This window comes from Corynebacterium lujinxingii (assembly GCF_014490555.1).
GTDB lineage: Bacteria > Actinomycetota > Actinomycetes > Mycobacteriales > Mycobacteriaceae > Corynebacterium > Corynebacterium lujinxingii.
Genome location: NZ_CP061032.1, coordinates 425,896 through 450,795, shown reverse-complemented (window position 1 = coordinate 450,795; position 24,900 = coordinate 425,896). Strand labels below are relative to the sequence as shown.

General features: G+C 62.9%; 23 protein-coding genes and 1 pseudogene. 12 read left to right on the top strand and 12 right to left on the bottom strand.

Annotation, left to right across the window (positions count from 1 at the left end; all coding sequences use genetic code 11):
• Positions 1–36 precede the first annotated feature (36 nt).
• Positions 37–1,047: a tryptophan--tRNA ligase gene (gene trpS, locus IAU68_RS02180; RefSeq protein WP_171194259.1), complete on the bottom strand. Its 1,011-nt coding sequence runs from the start codon at positions 1,045–1,047 to the stop codon at positions 37–39.
• A gap of 557 nt (positions 1,048–1,604) precedes the next feature.
• Between trpS and IAU68_RS02175 the strand changes: the two genes are divergently transcribed.
• Genes IAU68_RS02175 through IAU68_RS02165 form a run of 3 tightly spaced genes read left to right on the top strand, consistent with a single transcriptional unit; the run spans position 1,605 to position 3,324 of the window.
• A complete protein-coding gene (locus IAU68_RS02175; RefSeq protein ID WP_171194260.1) occupies positions 1,605–1,958 on the top strand; it encodes a GntR family transcriptional regulator in 354 nt (117 codons plus the stop codon).
• The gene (locus IAU68_RS02170; protein ID WP_171194261.1) at positions 1,955–2,638 is read left to right on the top strand and encodes an ATP-binding cassette domain-containing protein; all 684 of its coding nucleotides are present in this window, start codon (positions 1,955–1,957) and stop codon (positions 2,636–2,638) included. The genes IAU68_RS02175 and IAU68_RS02170 overlap by 4 nt, the downstream gene beginning before the upstream one ends.
• The gene (locus IAU68_RS02165) at positions 2,635–3,324 is read left to right on the top strand and encodes a hypothetical protein (protein ID WP_171194262.1); all 690 of its coding nucleotides are present in this window, start codon (positions 2,635–2,637) and stop codon (positions 3,322–3,324) included. The genes IAU68_RS02170 and IAU68_RS02165 overlap by 4 nt, the downstream gene beginning before the upstream one ends.
• A 25-nt stretch (positions 3,325–3,349) precedes the next feature.
• Here IAU68_RS02165 and bsaP read toward each other — a convergent pair whose 3' ends face one another.
• From bsaP to IAU68_RS02145, 4 genes are all read right to left on the bottom strand, one after another.
• Positions 3,350–3,553, bottom strand: a complete 204-nt coding sequence (gene bsaP, locus IAU68_RS02160) for a biotin synthase auxiliary protein BsaP (protein ID WP_171194263.1) — start codon at positions 3,551–3,553, stop codon at positions 3,350–3,352.
• The gene (gene bioB / locus IAU68_RS02155; RefSeq protein WP_171194264.1) at positions 3,553–4,614 is read right to left on the bottom strand and encodes a biotin synthase BioB; all 1,062 of its coding nucleotides are present in this window, start codon (positions 4,612–4,614) and stop codon (positions 3,553–3,555) included. The genes bsaP and bioB overlap by 1 nt, the downstream gene beginning before the upstream one ends.
• Before the next feature lie 82 nt (positions 4,615–4,696).
• A complete protein-coding gene (locus IAU68_RS02150) occupies positions 4,697–5,131 on the bottom strand; it encodes a hypothetical protein (protein WP_171194265.1) in 435 nt (144 codons plus the stop codon).
• A 5-nt stretch (positions 5,132–5,136) separates the two neighbouring features.
• Positions 5,137–6,051: an exodeoxyribonuclease III gene (locus IAU68_RS02145; protein WP_171194266.1), complete on the bottom strand. Its 915-nt coding sequence runs from the start codon at positions 6,049–6,051 to the stop codon at positions 5,137–5,139.
• 90 nt (positions 6,052–6,141) lie between these two features.
• Between IAU68_RS02145 and IAU68_RS02140 the strand changes: the two genes are divergently transcribed.
• Positions 6,142–8,328 carry an NADP-dependent isocitrate dehydrogenase gene (locus IAU68_RS02140; protein ID WP_171194267.1) on the top strand — a complete coding sequence of 729 codons (2,187 nt, stop codon included), beginning with the start codon at positions 6,142–6,144 and terminating at the stop codon, positions 8,326–8,328.
• Positions 8,329–8,586: 258 nt separating this feature from the next.
• On the opposite strand, the gene IAU68_RS02135 is transcribed toward IAU68_RS02140, so the two are convergent.
• Complete coding sequence (locus IAU68_RS02135; RefSeq protein WP_171194268.1) at positions 8,587–9,528, bottom strand: hypothetical protein; 942 nt, start codon at positions 9,526–9,528, stop codon at positions 8,587–8,589.
• A gap of 129 nt (positions 9,529–9,657) precedes the next feature.
• On the opposite strand from IAU68_RS02135, the gene metX reads away from it, so the two are divergent.
• Entirely contained in the window at positions 9,658–10,827 is a 1,170-nt protein-coding gene (gene metX / locus IAU68_RS02130) for a homoserine O-acetyltransferase MetX (RefSeq protein ID WP_171194269.1), read from the top strand.
• Here the strand turns inward: metX and IAU68_RS02125 are convergent.
• Together IAU68_RS02125 and IAU68_RS02120 are read right to left on the bottom strand one after the other, a co-directional pair.
• Positions 10,824–11,096, bottom strand: coding sequence for a DUF3017 domain-containing protein (locus IAU68_RS02125; RefSeq protein ID WP_171194384.1), 273 nt, complete (start codon positions 11,094–11,096; stop codon positions 10,824–10,826). The two genes, metX and IAU68_RS02125, sit on opposite strands and share 4 nt — an antisense overlap.
• A 55-nt stretch (positions 11,097–11,151) precedes the next feature.
• The gene (locus IAU68_RS02120) at positions 11,152–12,012 is read right to left on the bottom strand and encodes a bifunctional methylenetetrahydrofolate dehydrogenase/methenyltetrahydrofolate cyclohydrolase (RefSeq protein ID WP_186337536.1); all 861 of its coding nucleotides are present in this window, start codon (positions 12,010–12,012) and stop codon (positions 11,152–11,154) included.
• Positions 12,013–12,027: 15 nt separating this feature from the next.
• Here IAU68_RS02120 and IAU68_RS02115 point away from each other — a divergent pair, with 15 nt between their 5' ends.
• Entirely contained in the window at positions 12,028–12,501 is a 474-nt protein-coding gene (locus IAU68_RS02115; protein ID WP_171194386.1) for a tRNA (cytidine(34)-2'-O)-methyltransferase, read from the top strand.
• 318 nt (positions 12,502–12,819) lie between these two features.
• Positions 12,820–13,794: an Abi family protein gene (locus IAU68_RS02110; RefSeq protein WP_171194270.1), complete on the top strand. Its 975-nt coding sequence runs from the start codon at positions 12,820–12,822 to the stop codon at positions 13,792–13,794.
• A 21-nt stretch (positions 13,795–13,815) separates the two neighbouring features.
• Here the strand turns inward: IAU68_RS02110 and IAU68_RS02105 are convergent, their stop codons facing one another.
• From IAU68_RS02105 to IAU68_RS02090, 4 genes and pseudogenes are all read right to left on the bottom strand, one after another.
• Positions 13,816–15,189, bottom strand: coding sequence for a PH domain-containing protein (locus IAU68_RS02105; RefSeq protein WP_171194271.1), 1,374 nt, complete (start codon positions 15,187–15,189; stop codon positions 13,816–13,818).
• On the bottom strand, positions 15,186–15,728 hold the full coding sequence (locus IAU68_RS02100; RefSeq protein ID WP_231699065.1) for a PH domain-containing protein: 543 nt from the start codon (positions 15,726–15,728) through the stop codon (positions 15,186–15,188). Before IAU68_RS02100 ends, IAU68_RS02105 begins: the two co-directional genes overlap by 4 nt.
• 1,115 nt (positions 15,729–16,843) lie before the next feature.
• Positions 16,844–16,996: pseudogene (locus tag IAU68_RS02095) on the bottom strand (transposase-like zinc-binding domain-containing protein); the annotation flags it as partial.
• 251 nt (positions 16,997–17,247) lie between these two features.
• Complete coding sequence (locus tag IAU68_RS02090) at positions 17,248–20,409, bottom strand: error-prone DNA polymerase (protein WP_171194272.1); 3,162 nt, start codon at positions 20,407–20,409, stop codon at positions 17,248–17,250.
• Positions 20,410–20,553: 144 nt separating this feature from the next.
• Here IAU68_RS02090 and IAU68_RS02085 point away from each other — a divergent pair, with 144 nt between their 5' ends.
• From IAU68_RS02085 to IAU68_RS02065, 5 genes are read left to right on the top strand one after another with little or no spacing between them, the layout of a single operon-like run.
• On the top strand, positions 20,554–21,447 hold the full coding sequence (locus tag IAU68_RS02085) for a MetQ/NlpA family ABC transporter substrate-binding protein (protein WP_171194273.1): 894 nt from the start codon (positions 20,554–20,556) through the stop codon (positions 21,445–21,447).
• An 18-nt stretch (positions 21,448–21,465) separates the two neighbouring features.
• Positions 21,466–22,356 (top strand): MetQ/NlpA family ABC transporter substrate-binding protein, encoded by an 891-nt coding sequence (locus tag IAU68_RS02080; protein WP_171194274.1) that lies wholly within the window; start codon positions 21,466–21,468, stop codon positions 22,354–22,356.
• Positions 22,357–23,385 (top strand): methionine ABC transporter ATP-binding protein, encoded by a 1,029-nt coding sequence (locus IAU68_RS02075; RefSeq protein WP_171194275.1) that lies wholly within the window; start codon positions 22,357–22,359, stop codon positions 23,383–23,385.
• Complete coding sequence (locus IAU68_RS02070; protein ID WP_171194276.1) at positions 23,382–24,074, top strand: methionine ABC transporter permease; 693 nt, start codon at positions 23,382–23,384, stop codon at positions 24,072–24,074. Before IAU68_RS02075 ends, IAU68_RS02070 begins: the two co-directional genes overlap by 4 nt.
• Before the next feature lie 11 nt (positions 24,075–24,085).
• Entirely contained in the window at positions 24,086–24,856 is a 771-nt protein-coding gene (locus IAU68_RS02065) for an HAD family hydrolase (RefSeq protein WP_171194277.1), read from the top strand.
• Positions 24,857–24,900: the final 44 nt, after the last annotated feature.

Genomic DNA, 24,900 nt, shown 5'->3' with positions numbered 1-24,900 from the left:
GCTACGCCGGAAGCGGACCCCGGCCCCCGCGAGCCCCTAGCGCTTCGGCGCCAAGAAGCCCACCTTCTCATACACCTCACCCAGCAGCGGGGCTGCCACCTCGCGGGCGCGCTCAGCACCGCGCGCGAGGATGGTTTCAAGTTCGGCGCGGTCCGACATGAGTTCGTCGTAACGCGCGCGCAGCGGGGTGGTAAACGCCTCAAGCGCTTCGGCGGTGTCCACCTTGAGCGCGCCGTAGCCCTGGCCCTCGTAGCCGGTGACGAGGTCGTCGATAGGCTTGCCCGTCAGCGCCGACTGGATGACCAGCAGGTTGGACACGCCCGGCTTGTTTTCCTTGTCGTACGCGATTACACCGTCGTTGTCGGTGACGGCGGAGCGGATGCGCTTCGCGGAGGTCTTCGGTGCGTCGAGAAGATTCACGATGCCCTTCGGGTTCGCGCCGGACTTGGACATCTTCGACGTCGGCTCCTGCAGGTCGTAGATCTTCGCCGCGCCTTCGACGATCATCCCCTCCGGCACCGTGAACGTTGTGCCGTAGCGGGAGTTGAACCGCTCCGCCAGCGTGCGGGTCAGCTCCAGGTGCTGGCGCTGGTCCTCGCCCACCGGCACGACCTGCGGGGAATACAGCAAGATGTCAGCCGCCATGAGCACCGGGTAGGTAAACAGTCCTACCGAGGTTCGGTCCTGGCCCTGCTTGGCGGACTTGTCCTTGAACTGCGTCATGCGGCTGGCCTCGCCGAAGCCGGTCAGGCACTGCAGCACCCAGGTCAACTCGGCGTGCTCCGGCACGTGCGACTGCACGAACAAGGTGGAGCGCTCCGGGTCGATGCCCAGCGCGATCAGCTGCGCGCAGCCGGCGAGCGTGCGGTTTCTCAGTTCTTCCGGGTCCTGGTCCACGGTAATCGCGTGCAGGTCCGGGATGAAGTAGAAGGCGTCGTAGCCGTCCTGCAGGCCGATCCATTGCTTCAGGGCCCCAAGGTAGTTCCCCAGGTGGTAGGAGTCGGCAGTGGGCTGGATTCCGGAAAGCACGCGTTGCATGGGGTTCATAGTAGTGGGCCGGTCCGGGGAGGGAACCGGTGGCATCGCATGGACGGGTGTCTCTTTAACCGTCTCGAACGTCCAAAGACAAGACCGAATCAAAGAATGGCACGACGATCTGAGGTGGGCTGTTGAGTTAAGCACGTCCGGCAATGAGACCGCCGTTCTTACCGGTACTAATCGTCCTCGCGGCTATCGAGGACCTTCCATTTCTTACACCAAATCAGAATGTGCTTATCGACGCGGTTCTTATGACCGGGTTCGCCCACTACGATGAAACCAGCGAAAGGAGTAGCGATGACTGTGAGTAACCGTCCGAGACTCGAGCAAAAAGCCGAGGAAACTCGACCCCCTAGCGGTCAAATCGCCATCGCAAAGCTGATCCTCAAACGGGATCGTGAAGGAAGAGGCAACATCAAAGTCACAGACGAAATGCGTCGCGTCGCATCATTCGACCTCTGACCGTCGTAGCTGACGAGTAGCTTTCATGCCCTAACCGGATTCACCCGGCACGTCGAGATATTAAGGGTTGACGCGCCGGGTTTTCACGTTCTATGGTTACCCACATGAGTGGTAAACCCATATACCTAAAGATCGCGGATGAGCTACGCGACCTCATCGGCGCAGGCACCCTCGCCCCCGGCGGCCGAGTGCCGTCTACCAACGAGCTCTCCGCCTACCACTCTGTAAATCCCACCACTTCCGCCAAAGCGCTCACCGAACTTTTCAACGAGGGGCTGCTGGAGAAACGTCGCGGGCTCGGAATGTTTGTCCTGGAAAGTGCCCGTGAGCAGGTGCTGCGTACGCGTCGTGAAGCATTCGTCCGCGATTTTGTCCAACCGTTTGTCTATGAGGCCAACCAGCTCGGCATTACTACCGAGGAGATGACCGCAATGATTGAAAAGGAGCGTGCCCAATGAACCCCGGCTTCTACGCGCTGGTCGGTCCGAATGCCGCCGGCAAAACCCACTACCTCCACACGCTCGTGGGCCCGCACGCCGCGTTTGTACCGGCTGGTGCAGACGCGAAGTTTGCGGGCACGACCGTGGACGATCACCTGCGCGCAGTCACGGCGGTCCACCCACACGTCGATCTCGACTTTCCCAACGCCCGTATCAAGGACCTCTCGGTTGGGCAGCGCCGTCTCCTCACCATTGAGGTAGCACTGGCCATGGGCAAGGATCTGCTGCTTCTGGACGAACCTTTTGACGGCATCGACACCAGCACCCGCAAACGTATTCGCCAGCGACTGATCGACTACATCGCAGGGAACCCACAGCGCAGCGTGGTGATGGCCTCGCACCGCCCCGAGGACTTCACTGGTTTGGCCACCCATGTCATGCAGGTGTTCGATCATGAGGTCTCACGCCCTGTCCCACTCGACGCCGCCCGCCTGTGCTTTCCAACGGTCACCGGCCCCACCGCCAAGATTGAAGAACTCTCCGCCCGCTTCTCCGTTGCCGAGTCAGCGAGCCTCGGGCCGATGACACGCGTCACTTTCGCCGAACCTATTGGAGAGGACGACATCCACCTGCCCATCGAATACCCAGACGATCCCGAACTCATCGACCTCCTCGCGACGGAAAGGCCCGAACGATGAAACTCTTCCTCAGCCCCTTCAAACCAGCGATGTACTTGGGCGTCTTTCTCGTCCTCTGCATTGCCGTTCCCCTTGGACGTTTCGAGTTTGGCGACGGCGGCCTGTGGACCATGGCGGGCGCTGCCGTGCTGTGGATCCTGTTCGCGATCGGGGGATCAAACTGGCCAGCAATGAACCAGCTGGGCACAAGTTTCACCCGGTGGATGAACTCAGCAGTGCTGACAGCGGTTGTGGCGGCAGTCGTACTAGCGCCACTCACTACTGCGTCAGCCGTGTACCACCAAGCGAAAAGCCCGTATTACGTGTGGTACGACCCGTTCATTGTTACCAACGGACAACCGATGCCCTGGATCGACGGCAACGGGGAACCGTATTTCGTTGAAGGCGCTGCACAAGACCTGTCATCCGTGACGGCAACGGCCCTGCTCCACTTCGTCGTCTTCTTTACGATGGCACTGGTCGGGGTGGCTATCGGCCTTGCTCGGGGCACCCGCATGCAGTGGTTCATGCTCTGCAGCATTTTCGTGGGTGGTTTCGTTGGCACCTTTGCGGGCGTTTTTAGTGCGGACGTGCTGGCCCCTTCTAACCCCGCCACCCCCAACATCATCCTTCTAACGGCGGCGGGGCTAGTCGTTTTGGCGGCCAGCGCAATCGTGTTCGCTCGAACCCGCCGTTTCGTGCGATGAGCGGGCTCGATCGGTTCATTCGAACCTACCGCTCCACCCACTCGGAGCGCAGCAGCCCGTGGCGGGAGCAGGCAGCCTCCCACGACATGGGCGAAATTTTCACCACCATGCGCCGGCCGCACAGCGGGCAGATGCGCGGCGCGTCGTAAGGCCTGGCTGGGTCGAGCGGCCAGGCGATCTCGCCGGAGAGCACGGCTTCGGCGAGTTCGTCGTTGTCCGGAATCTTCATTACAGCGACTTGATGGTGTCGTAGAGCACCCCGTGGCCGGAGTCGACCTTCTCGCCCACCGGGGTAATGCCCAAGTTCACGCCCGGGGTTGCGCCTTCCATCACACGGTCAACCGCGTCGCGGTCCTTTTCCATCGGGCGGCCGAAGGTGGTCAGGTAGTTGCCGCCGATGATGGCGTTGGCGCCGCCTTGGAGGCCGGCTTCGGTGCCGTCGTCGCCAAGCGCAAGCTCCGTGCCGCCGGCGAAACGCAGCTGGGTCGACGGCATGGCCAGGCGGAACGCGGCGACGGCGCGCAGTGCCTCGCCCTGCGGGACGAGCGGGCGGTCGGCGAACGGGGTGCCCGGGCGCGGGTCGAGGAAGTTCATCGGGACCTCGTGCGGCTGGATCTCGGCCAACTGGACGGCGAACTCGGCGCGCTGTTCGATGGTCTCACCCAGGCCTATGATGCCGCCGCAGCAGGTCTCCATGCCCTCTGCCAGCACGTTCTCCAGCGTGTCCTTGCGCTCCTGCCAGGTGTGGGTGGTGACCACGTTGGGGAAGAAGGACTCCGCGGTTTCGAAGTTGTGGTTGTAGCGCGACACGCCCATCTCAGCCAGTTGGTGGGCCTGATCCCGGGTGAGGATACCCAGGGAGGCGGAGATGGAAATGTCCACCTCGTCCTGGATGGCGGTGACAGCCTCGGCGACCTGGTCGAGCAGCTGCTGGGTCGGCCCCTTGACGGCGGCGACGATGCAGAACTCGGAGGCGCCCATCTTCTCGGACTGCTTGGCGGCCTCGACAAGTTCGGCGATGTCGAGGGTGACAGCGCGCACCGGCGATTCGAACAAGCCCGACTGGGAGCAGAAGTGGCAGTCCTCGGGGCAGCCGCCAGTTTTCAGAGAGATGATGCCCTCAAGCGAGACGTCGACGCCACAGTGCTTGATGCGCACCTGGTGGGCGAGGTCGAGCAGTTCCGGCAGTCGCTCGTCTTCGATGTTGAGGATCTGGACGAGTTCGTCCTTATTCAGACCTTCGCCGTTTTCCAGCGCTTTTTCGCGGGCGATGTCAAGGATGTCGGTCATTTCGGGGCTCTCCGTTCACGTCGGTCACGTCGCAATTGGGCATCAGTCTAGCGCGCGCCTGAACGGTGTTCAGTAGGACCCGCTAATTCACCGGATCGCCGATCTCGTCCTCCACCGGAACCCCCTCCAGCCCGTGCAGCGCCCACTTGTCGCCGTCCTGGACAAAACTCAGCACTTCGCCAGTGACGTCGCGGATTTTAGTGTGGTCGCCGAGACACAGATCGATGTGGGCCCGGTCGTAGGTCTCCGACAAGATCATGTTGTCGTTGCGCTGGTAGACGATCGCATTGACGTCGTCGCCAAGCGTGTCCACCACATCGGAGCCGAACACGTCGCGCACCCGCTGCGCATCGGCGGTGCACACCGTGAACACACCGCTTGCCGAGGGATAAACCGCCTTCAGGCGCACCTCCGCACTCCCCGACTCGCCCTCGAGCACCTGCTCTAGCGCGCCCTGCTCCGACGCGCAGCCCGCCAACATCCCCACGGCCACAACGCCGCATAGCACACGTTTCATACCCATCATTTGTACTCCACCAGCAGCGGCGAGTGGTCCGACCAACGCTGTTCCACCGTCGGCGCCTTGTCCACCCACGTGCGTTCGGCGCGCGCGAGCATCGCCTCGGTCGCTGCCTGGACGTCGATGCGCCAGCCAGCGTTGTTGTTGAACGCCTGCCCGCGGAACGTCCACCACGTGTACGGCGCGTCATCGGGGTGCAGCCTGCGCGCCACGTCGAACCACTTCGGAGCACTAGTTGCTTGACGACGACCCCCTGCCGCGTACTCCACAGCCCCCGCCCAAACTTCTGCGTCCTTCACATCCGCGTCCTGGGGCTCCTTGTCGGGGAAGCAGCCGAACACCGCATCCATGAATGCGCGCTCGTGTGGCAGGAACCCGGACTTTTTCCGGTTCGTCTTCCAGTTCTTCAGGTCCTCCCGGCGATGGCAGATGTTCCAATCGCCGCCGATGACCATGTTCGGGTACTGGTCTGCCCACTGCGCAAGCCGCGGCTCGAACTGGTCTAAGAAACGGTATTTCTCATCCTGCTTCGGCGTGTCCGCGGCACCGGAGGGGAGGTAGAGGGAGGCGACGCGGGTGTCGTCGTCAAGCGAAGCTGCGATGAAACGCCCGGCGTCCTCGAACTCGGGAATGCCCATCTCGACGTTGTGCAGCGGGGTACGCGACAGGATGCCCACACCGGCGCGGCCCTTCGCGCCTGGAGTCTCGGCGGGTGCGACCGCGAGGTGCCAGCCGGCCTCCAACGCCGGGGCGAGGGCGGTGCGCGCCTGGTCGCCGGTCGCGCGGACTTCCTGCATGAGGACGACATCGGCCGGCGTCTCATTCAGCCAGGCGAGCATGCCCAGGTTGTCCTCGTTGCGGATCTTCGTGGCGGCGCGGATGCCGTTAACGTTCACAGATGCGATGGTGAGGCTCATGGCACAAGACCCTACCTATCGCCGGACAGGCCTCGTGCTTGGCGGTACGCTGGTGGGTTGAAGTCAGGAACCTTACAAAAAAGGAGCATTATGGCGAAGATCATTTGGACCCGCACCGACGAAGCGCCGCTGCTGGCCACCTACTCCCTGAAGCCGATCGTGGAGGCCTTCGCTTCCCGCGCCGGCATCGACGTGGATACCGCCGACATTTCGCTCGCCGGCCGCATCCTCGCACAGTTCCCGGACCGCCTCGGCGACAAGAAGGTCGACGACGCGCTGGCACAGCTCGGTGAGCTGGCCAAGACCCCGGAAGCCAACATCATCAAGCTGCCGAACATCTCTGCTTCCCTGGTGCAGCTGAAGAAGGCCATCGCCGAGCTGCAGGCCGCCGGCTTCGACATCCCGGATTACGAGGATGCGCAGGATAAGTACGACGCCGTGAAGGGCTCCGCGGTGAACCCGGTGCTGCGCGAGGGCAACTCCGACCGCCGCGCCCCGGAGGCCGTGAAGAACTTCACCAAGAAGCACCCGCACTCCATGGGCGAGTGGTCCTCCGACTCCAAGACAAACGTGGCGACGATGGACGCTGGCGACTTCCGCCACAACGAGAAGTCCGTCATCATGCCGTCCGAAGACACCTTGACCATCAAGCTGGTCAAGGCCGACGGCGGCGAGGAGGTGCTCAAGGACGGCCTCAAGGTTGAGAAGGGCGAGGTCATCGACGGCACCTACATGTCCGCTCGCGCTTTGGATGAATTCCTGCTGGACGCCGTGAAGCGCGCCAAGGACGAAGACGTGCTCTTCTCCGCCCACCTGAAGGCCACCATGATGAAGGTCTCCGACCCGATCATCTTCGGCCACGTCGTGCGCGCGTACTTCAAGGACGTCTACGACAAGTACGGCGAGGAGCTGCTCGCAGCTGGCCTGGACGGCGAGAACGGCCTCGGCGCGATTTACGAGGGCCTGTCTGAGCTGGAAAACGGCGAGGAGATCCGCGCCGCCTTCGACCAGGCCCTGCAGGACGGCCCGGCCCTGGCGCAGGTGAACTCCGCCAAGGGCATCACCAACCTGCACGTCCCGTCGGATGTGATCATCGACGCGTCCATGCCGGCGATGATCCGCACCTCCGGCCACATGTGGAACGCCGACGACCAGGAGCAGGACACCCTGGCCGTCATCCCGGATTCCTCCTACGCCGGCGTGTACCAGACGGTTATCGACGACTGCCGCGAAAACGGCGCCTACGACCCGACCACCATGGGCACCGTCCCGAACGTCGGCCTTATGGCGAAGAAGGCAGAGGAGTACGGCTCCCACGACAAGACCTTCAAGATCCCGGCCGACGGCAAGGTCCAGGTCGTCAACTCCGCCGGCGACGTGCTGATCGAGCACGACGTCGAGGCCGGCGACATCTGGCGCGCATGCCAGACCAAGGACGCCCCGATCCAGGACTGGGTCAAGCTGGCCGTCAACCGCGCACGCCTGTCCGGCATGAAGACCATCTTCTGGCTGGATGAGGAGCGCGCCCACGACCGCAACCTGATCGAGCTTGTTCAGAAGTACCTGGCCGATCACGACACCGAGGGCTTGGACATTTCCATCATGTCCCCGGTCGAGGCCACCCGCGAGTCCGTCGAGCGCATCCGTCGCGGCGAGGACACCATCTCCGTGACCGGCAACGTGCTGCGCGACTACAACACCGACCTGTTCCCGATCCTCGAGCTGGGCACCTCCGCGAAGATGCTCTCCGTGGTCCCGCTGATGGCTGGCGGTGGCCTGTTCGAGACCGGTGCCGGCGGCTCCGCCCCGAAGCACGTCCAGCAGGTCGAGGAGGAAAACCACCTGCGTTGGGACTCCCTCGGCGAGTACCTCGCACTTGCCGAGTCCTTCCGCCACGAGAAGAACACCAACGGCAACGACAAGGCAGGCGTCCTCGCCGCCGCGCTGGACAAGGCCACCGAGAAGCTTCTCGACGAAGGCAAGTCCCCGTCCCGCAAGGTCAACGAAATCGACGACCGCGGCTCCCACTTCTGGCTCTCCCTGTACTGGGCAGAGGCACTGGCAGCCCAGACCGACGACGCCGAGCTGGCTTCCGTGTTCGAGCCAATCGCCAAGGACCTGCGCGACAATGCCGAGACCATTGACAAGGAGCTCTTGGACGCCCAGGGCAACTCCGCCGATCTCGGCGGCTACTACTGGCCGGACGAGGAGAAGACCTCCGCGGTCATGCGCCCGTCCGCGACCTTCAACAAGATCATCGACGCACTGGAGAAGTAACTCGCTGATCTGAGACCGGTCGGTGCCGGGGTTTCGCACCCCGGCACCGGACGGTTTTGTAGTCCTACACTCTCGGTCCCGTCCCTCCGTCGCCCAAATGTGAGGGGCAGGATGTGGTCCTAGAGAAGATGTGAGGGGCAAGATGTGAGGGGGTCGCCGTTCGCCGTCGAGGGGCATTCCTGACTACTCGACCCCCTCACATCTTGCCCCTCACAAGTAGAGCGGGCTCACATCCTGCCCCTCACATCTAGCCCAACATCACTGCGCGATGCGTTCTCCGACAAGTACGGCGCCGGCCAACGCGGCCCGGACCTCGGCGATGAACTTTTCCGGATGCTTCCGCAGGAACGACGGCGAGAACCGAAGGAATACATACCCTTTGTTGCCGATCCGCTTTTGACGATGACGCTCGGCGCGAAGCACTTCGTCGACGTCGTTGCCTTCGTATTTGATCTCCCCGTCGATCTCGATGATCAGCCAGCCTTTCACCAACAGGTCGGCGTAATACCGTTCGATTTGGGCCTGTGCGACGACGGGGCCAATGCCTGCTTCGATCAAGAGTGCCCTGGCCAGGGACTCGTACGGCGAATCTGAGTTGTCGATCGCATGCTCCAAACACCGCCGGGCCACCGCAATGCCCTTCGCCCTGCCCATCCGCCGGATTGCTTGTTCGATGTCACTGCGGTTCTTCCCACGCCGCAGCAGGTAGTCGGCGGCAATGAGCCCTTCGACAAAACCGTGGTGCCGGGCGATGTCGATGAAGGTGCGGATTGGGTTGGTCACGCGGTGGCCTTCGTAGACCAATTGTTCGTCGGCACGCAACGGCGAGTGATGGAACTTGTAGCGGCCACTTTGCCTGCGTTCTTTAGAAGATCCACGTGAAGGCAACGCCACCTCCACCCGCTCCTCCCCGGCGGAGATGACCCACATGCCCAACTTCCGCGCGGCGGAGCGTCCCACGAGCACGGCGCTTGCGCTGGTCATGGCGGCTGCTTCGACGCGCAGCCACTGTCTGTCGTGGTATGCGAGCCCCGCCCATTCGTCCGCGGGAAACCAGATCACCGGATCCAGTTCCACAAAATCGCCGTCGGGGAAGGACCCGTGTGTGAGCCGTCGCGTATCGACGACCAACTCCCGCAACGCTTCCTTCCTCGCGTCCCATCCGTCCAGCACGTCCTGTTTTTCTCTGTCGATCCCCATGCGTATTCAGACGCGCGAAACCCGCACACGGTTCCCAAACGGTTTTTATTCACTTAAACGCCAAGGCCACACCACACCACTAGACCGCTTGGTACACAACTGCAGACCAAGCGGACTAGATTGCGGTGCATGGCGAATCATAATCACCCCTACCCGCCCGTGGAGCTGGCTCCGGAAGGACAACTCGCCACCGTCGCGATCGGCGACCTCGCCACCGAGGCGGGCGCGGTGGTCGTCGATACGCACATCGCTTATCGACGATGGGGCACACCGAAAGGCGACCTCGACGGCAAGAACAACATCATCATCGTCGAGCACGCGCTCACGGGAGGAACGGAAGCCAACGACTGGTGGTGCGAGGCGATCGGCCCGGGCAAGGCGTTGGACACCGACGAGTGGTGCGTGATCTGCACCAACGCGCTGGGATCCTGCTACGGGTCGACTGGCCCGGCGAGCGAGCACCCGGACGGCGGGGTGTGGGGCTCGCGATTCCCGGCGGTGTCGATACGCGACATGGTGCACGCCGAGCACGCGTTTTTGGATGCGCTCGGTATCGGCCGGGTCCACGCCATCATCGGCGGATCGATGGGCGGGGCCCGCGTGCTGGAGTGGACGCTGCTCTATCCCGAGCAGGTGGACTACGCGCTGGTGCTGGCGGTGTCCGCACGCGCGAGTGCGTGGCAAATCGGTATCCAGACTGCGCAGATCACCTCGATCACCCAGGACCCGGACTGGCAGGGCGGCGATTATCACGGCAGTGGCCGGACACCGGATGCGGGGCTCGCGGCGGCGCGGCGCATCGCACACTTGACGTACCGCGGCGAGTTGGAGATCGACGAGCGATTCGGCACTAGCTCACAATCCGGCGAGAACCCCCTCGGCGCATTTCGGGAGGACGGGCAGCGTTTCGCCGTGCAGTCCTACCTCGAGCATCAGGGCACAAAGCTGACCAAGCGTTTCGACGCCGCCTCGTACGTCATCCTCACCGAAGCGTTAAACCGCCACGACCTAGGTCGCGGGCGCGGCGGGCTAAACAAGGCGCTGGCATCGTCGACTGTGCCGACGATGATCGTCGGGGTTGATACCGACATTCTCTACCCCTACCACCAGCAGGAACACCTCTCGCGTAACCTGGGCAACCTGCTCGCGATGGCGAAGTTGTCCTCCCCGGTGGGTCACGACGCGTTTCTTGTCGAGGCGCGCCAGATGGACCGGATCCTGCGTAACTTCATCACCCTCACCCACGAAACGCCGTCCGCGCGCGAGGTGGCTGCGGAACGCGGCGCCTACGACATTTAAGACCCCAGCGCGTCCACCGACCAGGACAGCCACATCATGGCCGCCCCGAGGACGGTGGTGAATAAGGCGTCGAAACGCTTGGAACGCACGGCCACCAGGCCGATCACCTTGGAGTCGCACATCAGGCGCACCAGGGTGAGCCACAGCATCGCCGCGCCGAGGGTGAACGTGGCGCGGCGCCAGTGCTCGGTGGCGGCATAGACGCCGGAGAGCACGAACGCGACGAGAAACACCCCGGCCATGGCGCGTTGCGCCCACAGCGGCAGCATGGACGGCGCGAGGCCGCGGTCGTGGGGGTTGTCCAGCGTCAAGCCGGACGGAGGGTTAAGCAAGTTGCTCCGCCTGGCGCTCGGCGCTTTCCACAATGTTGCGCACCAAGAACGTGCGGGTCATCGGGCCGACACCGCCCGGGTTCGGGGAAACCCAGCCGGCCTTCTCCCACACGTCCGGGTGCAGGTCGCCGACGGTTTTGCCGTCGACGCGGGAGACTCCGACGTCGAGAAGCGCGGCGCCCTCCTTGATCATGTCTGCAGTGATCATGTGCGGCTTGCCGGCGGCGGCGATAACCACGTCGGCGCGTCGGGTCTCCGCGGCCAGGTCCTTGGTGCCGGTGTGGCACAACACGGTGGTGGCGTTGACGTCGCGGGTGGTGAGCATCAGCGAGATCGGGCGGCCCACGGTCACGCCCCGGCCGATCACGCACACGATCGCGCCGTTCAGATCAACACCGAAGCGTTCCAGCAGCTTGATGGAGCCGTTCGGGGTGCACGGCAGGGGCGCGGGCTCGTTGAGGACCAATTTGCCCAGGTTGACCGGGTGCAGGCCGTCGGCGTCCTTGGCCGGGTCGATCAGTTCCAGAATGCGGTTTTCATCCAGGTGCTTCGGCAGCGGCAGTTGGACGATGTAGCCGGTGACGGAATCGTCGGTGTTGAGGTCGTCGATAAGCGCCTCGAGCTCTTCTTGAGTGCAGTCGCCAGGCAGTTCCTTCATGATGGACGCGATGCCGAGTTCTTCGCAGTCCTTGTGCTTCATGCGCACGTAGTTCTGGCTGGCGGGGTCTTCGCCGACGAGCACTGTCGCCAGGCCCGGGGTGATGCCCTGTTCTTTCAGCCGCGCAACGCGTTCGCGCAGGTCCGCGAAAATCTCCTCGCGGTAGAGTTTTCCGTCCAGTTTGATCGCAGTCACAGCTCCAATCCTAGACTGTCAGGCGTGCTCCACCTGATCTACGACAACCCGGCCATCGGCGGCAACGCCGGCGCAGCGATCCGCCTGGCCGCGAACACCGGCGCGCAACTGCACTTTGTCGAGCCGCTCGGCTTCAACTTCGACGACAAACACCTCAAACGCGCAGGGCTGGACTACCACGACCTGGCGGACGTGATCATCCACCCGAACATCGACGCCTGCTTCGACGCCATCCCCGATTCACGCATCTTCGCGTTCACCGCGCACACCGAGCACCACTACCACGAGGTGTCGTATCAGGACGGCGACGCGCTGCTGTTCGGCAACGAGGCCACCGGCATCCCCGAGGAGCACCTCGCCCACCCGCGGATCACGCGCGAGGTGCGCATCCCCATGCTGCCGGCGCGGCGCAGCATGAACCTGACCAACTCCGCGTCAGTCGCCGTCTACGAGGCGTGGCGCCAGCTCGGCTTCGTCGGCGGGATCTAGATACTCGCGTACCGATTCCAGACGATCCGCAACCAACAGCCGGACATCTTCGTCCGTGACCTCAGATGAGCCGACAGCGACCAAGAATCCCTCTTCGTTTCTCACGATTCTTGCGACCATGAGGACAGTTTAAGATGCCTGCTTCCAACTGAACAGTGGTAAGCGAACACTGCTTACGCCATCTACAAACGGGGGTAATAGTGAGTAATTTTGGCCAGCCCTCGGCTGTTAATATATATTCAAATTCAACGGTCCCCCTGCAAAGCCTCTCCACGATGCGCCACCAGGGGTCCTTTTCTTATAAAGCGAGCGAGAATATTGAGCATCAAGCCATATCTGACGACTCCCGAGCAAAAGGCTGCTCTAATAAAACAGAAGGGGTACTTCGGCAACGTTCCGCTTACCGATGACCAAACTTCCTCACTCGACCATATTAATTTCCATTACTTTCTTGGCTACGCCAAAAACTATGGAATGCTGCAACGCAGAGGGATTTACTCTGGCGCCCCCAATCCGCAAGATGTTTTCGACTTGATCGATATTGACAGACAGATCTCGGCGCTGCTTTTCAGCCTGATTAGAGATGCCGAGCTTCACTTACGCAACCTCACCGTTCAGTGTTTTTGCGAAGAAAACAGCCCTACTAGCTACTTGAACGAGGAGCGATTGCAGCCGTTATCGCGGGAATACACGGCTAGAGATGTTGTCGCAGGAATTCTTAAAGAACTCTACCGCTACGACGAAGACTACGTAGTTGAGAAGATCAAACTGCGTGCCGCAGAAATGGGGGTCGAGCCCCCACGCCGATACACCGCGGCAGACCACGACAAATGTCTAGAACTCGTAAGCGATATTGAACTTTGGGGTGCGATTGATGCATTCACTTTGGGTCAGCTAGGAAAATTCATCATGGCAAGCGACGCGCACACTGAAAGTGCCGCGAATCGAACTTGGCGGAAGATTGCGAGGGCGATGGAGATTAATGCTGGTGTCTTCTCGACCGGTGTTGAGTCACTAGCGGTCACTCGAAATCTGATTTGTCATCATGCGCGTTTATGGATGCGCCCAGCCAACAACTCGCCGAAAAAGCCCAAAGTTTTTAACAAAGATCTAAGATCTGTAGACCCGAAATCCCAGCTGATGGCATTCGCCAACATCGCACTTTTCCAGGTTCCATCGCGACGTCAAACTGCAATGGATCAAATCCTTGGCATCGTAAATTCCAATCCTCTCTACCGGTACGGAATCACGCAAACATCTCACAAAGAGCGAGGGAACACCGTGCTTTCTTGACCCTCTGAACTTACCTTAGTCTCACTCGCCGTCTACGAGGCGTGGCGCCAGCTCGGCTTCGTCGGCGGGATCTGACAACGGCGGAAGTTTGCGGGCGCGTAGCTTATCGACGACCTCCCGCGCCGCACCTTCCTCCATATCCCGACACGCCACGCGAAACGCCCCCGGGACCAGGTGCAGGTCCACATCCGCGATGCCGAGTTGGCGCTGCAGCGGGCCCTGTTCGTAGCTGAGTTCCTGGACGTGCGGGATGTCCACCATCTGGTACCACCGGCCTATGCGCCCCGCCGTCGCCGCGATCGCACCGTTGCGGACGGTCACCGTCTGTCGCTTCCAATCGATCGGCGAGACCCACCGGGCGCTGCGTGGAGAACGGTATTGCGCACTGTTCAGGTCGGTGAGTTCGTCGCCGGTCATGGGCCCGATCGCATCCACGACCGCCTTCGCCTGCTCCCACGTGCCCACCGGCAGGATCTTCGACGTGCCGGTCTGCTTGTTGCGCTCCGAGCCGTAGCCCGCCACCACCACGGACACCGTCCACCATCCGAACAGTCGCCAGAACATCGGCTGGCGCAACTGCACCGCGTGGATGCGGGTGCGGGGCATTGCTTGCCGACGACGATTCGCCAGCCCGTACGTCAAATGAAACACCTGCCCATCCTGCGTGGCCGTAAACCGCCACGACTGGTCGATGGTTCGCCAGATCCGGGGCAAAAATCCCACCACCACAGGGACGATCGCCGCCGCCGACAGGTCCGTCCACAGCGGGATCGTCGCCCACACGATGGTGAACAGCGTCGACATCTGGAACGCGGTGCCCACCAAAGAACGGTGGATTGGGATGGGTGGGACGAGCTCGCCGGTGCTGGGGTCGTCGTCAAGCAACTGTTTCGTGGGGCCGCCAATGCGGGCAAGGAGCTGACGGCGCACTTGTTCCGCCTCGTCGCGCGGCAGGTACGTGATGTCGATGGCGGAATCCGCGGTGCCGGCGGCCTCGATGCGCACCGACGCGAGGCCGAAGATGCGTGGGGCGAACGACTCGATGACGTCGACGGCCTGGACGCGGTCGTAGCGCGCCGAACGCACCTGGTTGGTCAGCACGCCCTTGCGCGTTTCCACTTCTTCGTCGCCGATTTTGAAGCCGCTGCGCCGCCACCAAATCTGCGACACCGCGAAAATCACCGCCAGCGCTGCCACAACCCCGCCGATGCCCCACGCGATCTGTGCTACCCCGACGTTTTCGCGCTGCACCCAGTGGTAGATCGGCATGGTGAAGTTGAACACGGCAATCGTGGCTAGGGCCAGCAGAAACGTCCACACACGAAGCAGCGGAGTCAGGCGATGGACGTGGCGGTAGCCCTCCATACCGGGGATCGTCGACACGCTTGTGCTCACAGGCCGCTCATCCGCTCGCGGGCCTTGACGGCCAGGCGGTCACGCAACGCATCCGCGTCACTTTCCAGCAGGCCTGGCAAATCCGAATTCGACGAACTCGACGCCGTATGCACCTTCAACTCCTTCAGCCCCAGAGAGCGCGAAATCGGGCCCGACTCCACATCCACAAACTGGATACGCCCGTATGGAATCACCGTGATGGTGTGGAACATCTTGCCGGTGCTCAGCACCAACTCGTTATCCGTCTCCAGCCAGCCCATGTTGTGCACCTGGAACGGGATGAGGAAAAACCGCCAAATGAAAAACACCGCGAAAATGCCCAACGGGATGAGAAAACCCCAGCCCCACTCCCGGTAGCACAGGTAGAGCCCGCCACAGACGATGACGAACCAAATGGCGTTGCTGACCAACTTCGGCCACATCAACTTCGGGGAGACCTTGTTCATCGTCTCTACCGAGGTGGGCAGGGGTTGGGGCGGGTTTTGCTGCTGTGGGTTCTGCTGTTGCGGGTTCTGCTGCTCAGGGGGCGCATCTGACATGGCGATTACGCTACCAGCCGGTTTTCATTTCGCCGTTGGTGTCGGCGGGGATAGCGGTGGCGGCTGGGTGTGCCGGGTCTGACCGAGGATGCTTACTTACTTACTTACTGCAGGATGATTACTCCTCGACATGGGATCTTCAGCGGGGTCCACTCGAGCAATAAGCGTTTAGAAGTAAGCATCCAGCCTGGTTTCCGGCCCCAGATGCGAAGGGCAGGATGTGAGCCGCCGCTACTTGTGAGGGGAAGGATGTGAAGGGGTCGCCATCGCCGAAAAACGGCCGGCACAGCGACGGCGGACCCCTCACATCCTGACCCTCACACGTAGAAACGGAGCGAAAAGGGAAATCGCTCTACCTGCTGGCAATTGAGCCACCCCGGGTAGTTACTGGCGTTACTCCCGCCTTCCCCTCTGGGGATTGGCGGTTTTTTGATCAAACGGGGTAGGGGAATTGAGGGTTAAGGGTCAAAAAGTGTGTCTGGCTCGGCGTGTCGCGGGGCAGAATGGGCGGGATGCGTCAAGGGGCTTCCACTTTCGTGGCAGTAAAATTGACGGTAGCCTAGTTTCGTGGAATGCCATCAAATTTTCCTCCGGCCAGAATATAGCCATCCAAGTTCCTTGTGGCCTTCTAAAGAACTAGTACTTACCGGTTCCGAAGGAAGGGGCTACTATCTTCCCGCGGATTTAGGCATAGAACCTGCTTTGGGAAACGAGATCCTTGAGTGGACGAGAGAATTTGGATTAAATTTCATCGAGGAACCTGACAGCTTTCGCGAGCGACCTAAGTGGAAAGAAGAATTCGATCGGTTTCGGTGGTACGACAAGGGTTGGGACATCACGTATAAGTTGAGGGAGGAGTTCCCAGCGGTGCAGATCGTCCCTCAATTTTCTCATTTCGTTTTTTCCATCAATGAAAGACGAGAAAATCTCGGAAAAAGCCCCATCTGCTTTCCGGGAGAAAACCTTACAGGTCACGTATCCGTAAGGGATATTGGAAAAAAATAGCTAACCCCCCTCACTCGTGCGTCGCCCGTTCACTGGCGCCATAGATCTAGTTGCGACGAACCGAAGAGCGAACCAGCCATACCCCGCTTGCTTGTATCACGGCCTCGTAAAGCACACCGCGCAGAGTTAGCGGTATCGGAGCGTCTTTCGGTGGTGAAGGCGCCACAGGTTTTACACCGCCACCGAGCGCGGTTGGCAGAGGTCTTTCCGTTGCGTTTCATCTCGCCGCCGCACACCTGGCAGCGAGGTCGATTCTTCGGCATTGATCAAGCCAACACCGGCTGTTACCACACACTGCTGTCACACCCCGGTATTTCGCCGCCATGGGGCAGATATAAGCCCCAGGAGCATATACTTTCCGGAAAACCCCTGATCATCTCAAACAAATCGACGAATCCAGACACACATTTTGTCGCTTAACCCGGAATTGGCTATGTGGAACAGAACGGCGCTTCGACCGCCGAGAAAATCCATGTCGTCATCGATTACGAGAATGCACGGCGGCTCGCGCCCGTCACCGGAAGTCCCGCGACCCGCGCGAGAGCAGCTCCCCCATCGCCAGCGGCTCCAGCCGATCCGCCACCACAGACACCGCCCCGGACGCGTTCTGCACGATCCCGCGCACAACCAGTGCTTTGGCGGTGCGGGCCAACACCCGCTGCTTGTTCCACAGCCCGACGGAGATGACCACGTTGATCAGCCCGGTCTCGTCCTCCATCCCCAAGAAGGTCACCCCACCCGCAGTCGCCGGGTGCTGACGGTGGGTGATCACGCCGGCCACGCGCACGCGGGTGCCGTCTTCCACGCCATGTAACAGCTCCGCGGCCGGCACCACGCCCTGCGCCGACAACGCGGAGCGCACCATCTCCACCGGCATGAGCCCGGGCGTGACACCGGTGGCCACCACGTCGGCGGCCATCAACTCGAACGGGTTCATGCCCGGCAGCGACGGCGCCACCACCGACGACAACCCCGGCAGCATGCCCTCGCGCTCGGTGGCAGCCACGCCCGCCTGCCACAGTGCTTGACGACGAGACACTGCAAAGCAATCCAGCGCCCCCGCCCGCGCCAGCGCCTCGACGTGCTCCACGGAGAGGTCAGCCCGGCGGGACAGGTCGGCGATGTCGGCAAACGGCGCGGACTGTTCAACCCGCGAAGCCGCGTTCACGCCTAAGCCCCGCACCAGGTTCAGCCCCATGCGGATGGTGGAGGAATCGATGCAGCGTGCCTCGCACCCGGAGTTGTTCACGCACACCGGCAGCACCTCCACCCCGTGCCGGCGGGCATCCTGGATGAGCGACTGCGGGGAGTAAAACCCCATCGGCTGCGCGCGTAAGAGCCCCACGCAGAACTCGGCCGGGTAGTGGCACTTGAACCACGCGGAGAAGTACACCAGCGAGGCAAACGACTGCGAGTGCGATTCCGGGAACCCGTAGGCGGCAAAGGCCACGATCTTCTGCCAGAGCCCCTCGGCGACGTCCGAGTCAATCTGGTTGGTGCGCCAACAGCCCTCGAAAAACCGCGACTTCAACGCCGCCATCCGCGCCGGTGAACGCTTCGATCCCATCGCTCGCCGCAGCGCATCCGCCTCGCGGCCGGAAAAGCCGGCGGCGTCGACGCAGATCTGCATGAGCTGCTCCTGAAACAGCGGGATGCCAAGCGTCTTGCCCAGGGACTTCTCCAGCACAGGGTGGTCGTAGGTCACCGGCTCCAACCCGTCGCGACGCCTCAGGTACGGGTGTACCGACCCGCCCTGGATCGGGCCCGGCCTGATCAGGGCCACCTCCACCACCAGGTCGAAAAACCGCCGCGGCTTGAGCCGGGGCAGGGTGCCCATCTGCGCGCGGGATTCCACCTGGAACACGCCGACGGAATCGGCGCGGCAGAGCATGTCGTACACGTGGTCGTCGTCAAGCGAAAGCTCCCACAGGCGCACTGTGCGGCCGGTGGTTTCCTCCACCAGATCCACCATGTGGTGCAGCGCTTCGAGCATGCCGAGGCCCAGCAGGTCGAACTTGACCAGCCCGGCCGAGGCGCAGTCGTCCTTGTCCCACTGCACCACCGAACGATCCGCCATGCGTGCCCACTCCACGGGCACCACGTCCGCGATGGGGCGGTCGCAAATCACCATGCCACCAGAGTGGATGCCCAGATGTCGCGGCTGGCCTTTGAACTGGGCGGCTAACTGTTGCACGGCCTCGGGCGGGTCGGAAAGCCCCTTCGACCAGCTGTCGGCGGCTCCTTGGGCGAACCCCAGCGCGCGGGCGGCGTCGCGCACCGCCCCCTTGGTCCGGTACGTGATCACATTCGCCACCTGCGCCGCGTTGTCGCGGCCATAACGCGAGTAGACGTACTGGATGACCTCCTCGCGCCGGCCGGATTCGATATCCAGGTCGATATCGGGCGGGCCGTCGCGGTCGGGCGACAAGAACCGCTCGAACAGCAGCCCCGCCTCAATCGGCTCCACATTGGTGATCCCCAGAGCGAAGCACACCGCAGAGTTCGCCGCGCTCCCCCGCCCCTGGCACATGATGTTTTGCGCGGAGCAAAACGAGACCAGGTCGTAAATGATGAGGAAATACCCGGGGAAGTTCAGCTCCTCAATCACGCCGAGTTCGTAGCGGATCTGCACCAACGCTTGACGACGAACCCCCGCCTCCCGCGACGCATACCTCACCTGCGCGCTCGCCAACGTGAGGTTTCTCAGGTGCTCCATCTCGCTGCGCCCGTCCGGGGTGGGATAGCGCGGCAACTCCGGCGCGACCAGGTCGAGGGTGAACGCACACGCGCGGGCAAGTTCCACGCTGTAGTCCAGCATCGACTCGCAGCCGGGCAGCATCTGCGCGAGCTGTTCGCCGGAGCGCAGCCAGTTCGCCCCCATCGGGTGCAAATCCCGGTGCGCCTGGGCGAGCACCTCCCGACGTGCCAGCGCCCGCTTCGCCGCCGCCAGCCGTGCCTGGTCCCGGGTGGCGGCCGCAGGCATGGCGGTCACCACGGCCGGCAGGTGGTCGAAACGGTCGAGCAACGCGTGTCTATCTGTATCCTCGGGCGTCATAGATACCTCGTATTCGCGCACGACATTGCCCTCACCGAACGCATCGACCAGGTGATCGATTTCATCCGCCCACGCCCACCCGGCGAGTACGACGCAGGTGCCGCCCAACTCCGCGCCGATCAACTCCAGCGGCGGGTAGGCCACTTTATCCTTCTCACGCGTGGCCATGTGCGCGTCCGCCATGAGGTGACTGAGCCGTTTGTAACCTTCCGGCCCGCGGGCGATGACGGGCAGCACCCTGTCGTCCAGTGTTAGCTCCGCGCCGAAGACGGTGTCGATCCCAGCAGCCGCGGCAGCCTCGGCGAACTTCACCGCACCGTAAAACCCGTCGCGGTCCAGCAGCCCGACCGCGCTCAATCCCAGTTCAGCGGCGCGAGCCACGAGGTCCTCTGGTTCGCTCGCCCCGCCGAGGAAGCTGTACGACGACACCGCGTGCAACTCTGCAAACGGGACCGTCGCTTGCCGACGACGCACCACCAGCACCTCCCGAGACACCGGCCCATAGGCCCCACCCGCCAGTGTGCCGGTGTGTCCGATCGGCACCGGCTCCGGGCCGGGGCGCCCGGAGAGGATGCGCTCGAGCCGCGACCACGACAGCGACGCTCCCCCGTTGAATCTCATGGCCGAAACGCTAACACAATTCGAAACTGTGTTCCACCCTTAGAACAGGTCGGCAAACTGCTTTGTACTAAAAAATAGACTAAGCGGTACACGGGGTGATAGATTTTCACCCGTCATACATTCCCTATACACAAGGAGACCCCCATGCGTATCAAGCGCACCCTCGCAACCGTGGCCGCAGCCGCTCTGGCGACCACCGGCCTGGTCGCCTGCTCCAACGAATCTGAGGACAACGCCACCACTACCGCCGCAGAGGGCGAGAACACCACCATCAAGATCGGCACCACCGAGGCCGACCAGGAAGCGTGGACGGTGTTTAAAGACCTCGCGGCCGACAACGGCATCGAGCTCGACATCGTGCAGTTCTCCGACTACTCCCCGGTCAACGAGGCACTCGCACAGGGCGAGCTGGACGTGAACAAGTTCCAGCACATCAAGTACCTCGCCGAGTACAACCAGTCCGCGGGCAAGGACCTGCGCGTCGTCGGCTCCACCGAGATCGTCCCGCTGGCGCTGTTCTGGAAGGACCACGACTCCCTCGACGGCATTGAGGGCGAGTCCGTCGCCATCCCGAACGACCCGTCCAACCAGGGCCGCGCCATCAACGTGCTGGTCCAGGCTGGCCTGCTCACCCTGAGCGACAACGTCGCGGATGAGCTGGCGCCGACCCCGTCGGACATCGACAAGGACGCCTCCAAGGTCACCGTCACCCCGGTCGACGCGTCCCAGACGCCGAACGCCTACAACGAGGGTCGCCCGGCGATCATCAACAACACCTGGCTGGACCGCGCCGGCATCGAGCCGGGCCTGGCCGTGTTCGAAGACGACCCGAACTCCGAGGAGGCCGAGCCGTACATCAACGTCTTCGCGGCCCGCTCCGAGGACATTGACGACGAAACCCTGAACAAGCTGGTCGAGCTCTGGCAGACCCCGGAGGTCGAGGAAGCCGTGGCAAAGGACTCCAAGGGCACCTCGGTTCCGGTCTACCGCGACAAGAGCGAGCTCAACGACATCCTCGACCGTCTGCAGGACAAGTAAGAAAAGGACCGCGTGAATATGCGTACCAAGCGTTACCTGGCGGCAGTGGCCGCCACCGCCCTCGCGGCGACGTCGTTGGTGGCTTGCTCGTCGGAGACGGATTCGTCGGCAAGCAATGGCGACGGCGATGCCGTGACCGTCAAGATCGGCACCACCGACGCCGACCAGAAGGCCTGGAGCGTGTTCGCTGACGAGGCGCAGAAGGCTGGCATCGATCTGGACATCATGCGGTTCACCGAGTACCCGCAGGTCAACCCGGCGCAGGTCGAGGGCCAGATTGAGATCTCGAAGTTCCAGACCATCAACTACCAGGCCCAGTACAACGCCACCGCCGGCGAGGACCTGCGCATCATCGGCTCCGGCGAGATCAACATCCTCGGCCTGTACTGGAAGGATCACGACTCCCTCGACGGCATCGAGGGCACCGAGGTCGCCATCCCGAACGACCCGTCCAACCAGGGCCGCGCCATCAACGTGCTGGTCCAGGCCGGCTTGGTCAAGGTGCGCGAAGGCGCGCCGAAGCTGATGCCGACCCCGGCGGACATCGACAAGGAGGCCTCCAAGGTCGAGGTCGTCGCAGTCGACGCCTCCCAGACGCCGAACGCCTACAACGAGGGCCGCCCGGCGATCATCAACAACAACTGGCTGGCGCGCGCGGGCATCGACCCGGCCTCCTCCGTGGCCGCGGACGACCCGAACTCGGAGCTGGCGGAGCCGTACATCAACGTCTTCACCGTCTCTGGTGATGACCTGGACAACGAGACGTACGCCAAGCTGGTCGACGTCTGGCAGTCTGAGGAAGTCACCGCGGCGCTCAACGAGGACTCCAACGGCACCGCCGTGCAGGTCCAGCGCTCCAAGGAGGACCTCAACGAGATCCTCGACCGACTCGTGGAGGAGTACAAGTAGATGGCAACAACCGGCACCCGGATTGAGTTCCGGAACGTTTCCAAGGTTTTCAAGAGCAAAGAGCGCGAGGTCAAGGCCGTCGACGACGTCACCCTGACCGTCGAGCCAGGTGAAATCCTCGGCGTCATCGGCTATTCGGGTGCTGGCAAGTCCACGCTTGTCCGCCTCATCAACGGCCTCGACATGCCCACCTCGGGCGAATTGCTTCTCGACGGCACCAACGTCGTCGGCATGTCCGAGCGCAAACTGCGCGACATCCGCCGCAACGTCGGCATGATCTTCCAGCAGTTCAACCTCTTTTCCTCCCGCACCGCCGCCGGCAACATCGAATACCCGCTGAAGCTGGCCGGTGTGGAGAAAAAGGAGCGCGCCCGCCGCGTCGAGGAACTCCTCGAGTTCGTCGGCCTCTCCGAGCGCGGCTCGAACTACCCGGAGCAGCTCTCCGGCGGCCAGAAGCAGCGCGTCGGCATCGCCCGCGCGCTGGCGACCAACCCGTCGCTTCTGCTTGCCGACGAAGCCACCTCCGCCCTCGACCCCGAGACCACCCAAGAGGTGCTCGCGGTCCTGCGCCGCGTCAACGAGGAGCTCGGCATCACCATCGTGGTGATCACCCACGAGATGGATGTCATCCGCTCCATCGCCGACAAGGTCGCCGTGATGGAGGACGGCCGCGTGGTGGAGTACGGCAGCGTCTACGACGTGTTCGCCGACCCGCAGACCGACGTGGCCAAGCGCTTCGCAGCCACCAGCCTGCGCAACCGCCCCGACGAGGTCGAGCGTGCCGAACTGCTGGCGAAACCCGGCCGCCTGTTCACCGTGGACCTCACCGAGGATTCTGGCTTCTTCGGCGCCGCCGAGGCCGCGCGCGAGCGTGGTGTGGCGATCGAGCCGGTGCACGCCGGCATCACCACCTTGCAGGAGCGTTCCTTCGGCAAGATGACGGTGCGCCTCAACGGCGACAACGCCGCCATCAACCAGTTTTTGTCCACGCTGCAGGCCACCACCGAGATTGAGGAGATCACCCGATGACTTCAGGCACCACCGAGTTCCTGCTCGCCGAGCCGAACTGGGACAACCTCGGCCCCACCTTCCTCGAGGCAATCGGCGACACCTTGTGGATGGTCGCGATCACCATGGTCGTCGGCGGCTTCTTCGGCCTGCTGCTGGGCATGCTTCTCTACACCACCCGCCCGGGCGGCATCCTGCGTAACAACGTGGTCTACACCCTGGTCAACGTGGCGGTGAACTTCTTTAGGCCCATCCCGTTCATCATCATGATCGCGATGCTCTACCCGCTGACCCTCGAGGTCGTGGGCACGACCATCGGCCGCGCCGCGGCAACCTTCGTGATGTGCTTCTCCGCCACCTTCACCGTGGCCCGCATCGTGGAGCAAAACCTGGTGGCCATCGACCCCGGTGTGATCGAGGCTGCGCGCTCCATGGGCGCAGGCCCCTGGAAGATCATCACCTCCGTGATCCTGCCGGAGGCGCTGGGTCCCTTGATCCTGGGCTACACCTTCATCTTCATCGCAGTGATCGACATGTCCGCCATGGCCGGCTACATCGGCGGCGGCGGTGTGGGCGACTTCGCCATCGTCTACGGCTACCGCGCCTTCGAACCCCAGGTCACCTGGGCGGCCGTGCTGGTCATCGTCGTCATCGTGCAGCTCGCTCAGTTCCTGGGCAACTGGCTGTCGAAGAAGGTCATGCGCCGGTAAGTTCGGGTGCCATGAAGGTAGCGGCGTTCGACTTCGATGGCACTCTCCACCACCCTCCCCACGGGTTCGATCCCGCGGGCATCGCCGCGATAGATGCCTGGCGTCAAGCCGGGCATCTTGCCATTTCTGCCACCGGCCGCTCCCGTACGGCTCTTGCCCGCGGCATGGCTGGCAGCGGGCTTGAGTTCGATTATCAGGTGCTGTCCAACGGCGCGTCCGCCACCGACGGCGCGAACCGCGAACTCATCTTCGGGCACGAAATCTCCGGGGACATTTTGCGCGCCGTACTCGCTGAGTTTGGCCACCGCGACGGCCTCGCCATCTTCGGCACCACGCTCGGCCACACTGACGGTGTCTTCGCCAACACCACCGCCCGCACCCACTCATTCACCGCGCACTTCGCGCCCATGCGTATCGACGACATCCCCCACCACCAGTTCGCCGTCATCCCCCTTTGGGTCCCCGACGATGCCGGCTTGCGTGCCGAGGTCGTTTCCTGGGCCACCACGCTCGGCTCGGTCGAGGTCGCCCAAAACCAGGACTACATCGACTTGATGGCGCCGGGGCGGTCAAAAGGCTCCGGGATCCAGGAGCTCTTCGGCGTACTCGGCATCGACCGGGCGGACGTGGAGCTCTACACCTTCGGCGATTCCTGGAACGACCTCACAATGCACGCTTTTGCCGACCACTCACATTCGTTCCGCCACTCGCCTGCCGACGTGCAGGCGGCGACCGACCACGTCATCGGGTCGGTATCGGAGGTGTTGGGCGGGTACATGTGACCCGCCCGGGCGGATCTGCTAGTTGCTCCTTACAACCAACTAGC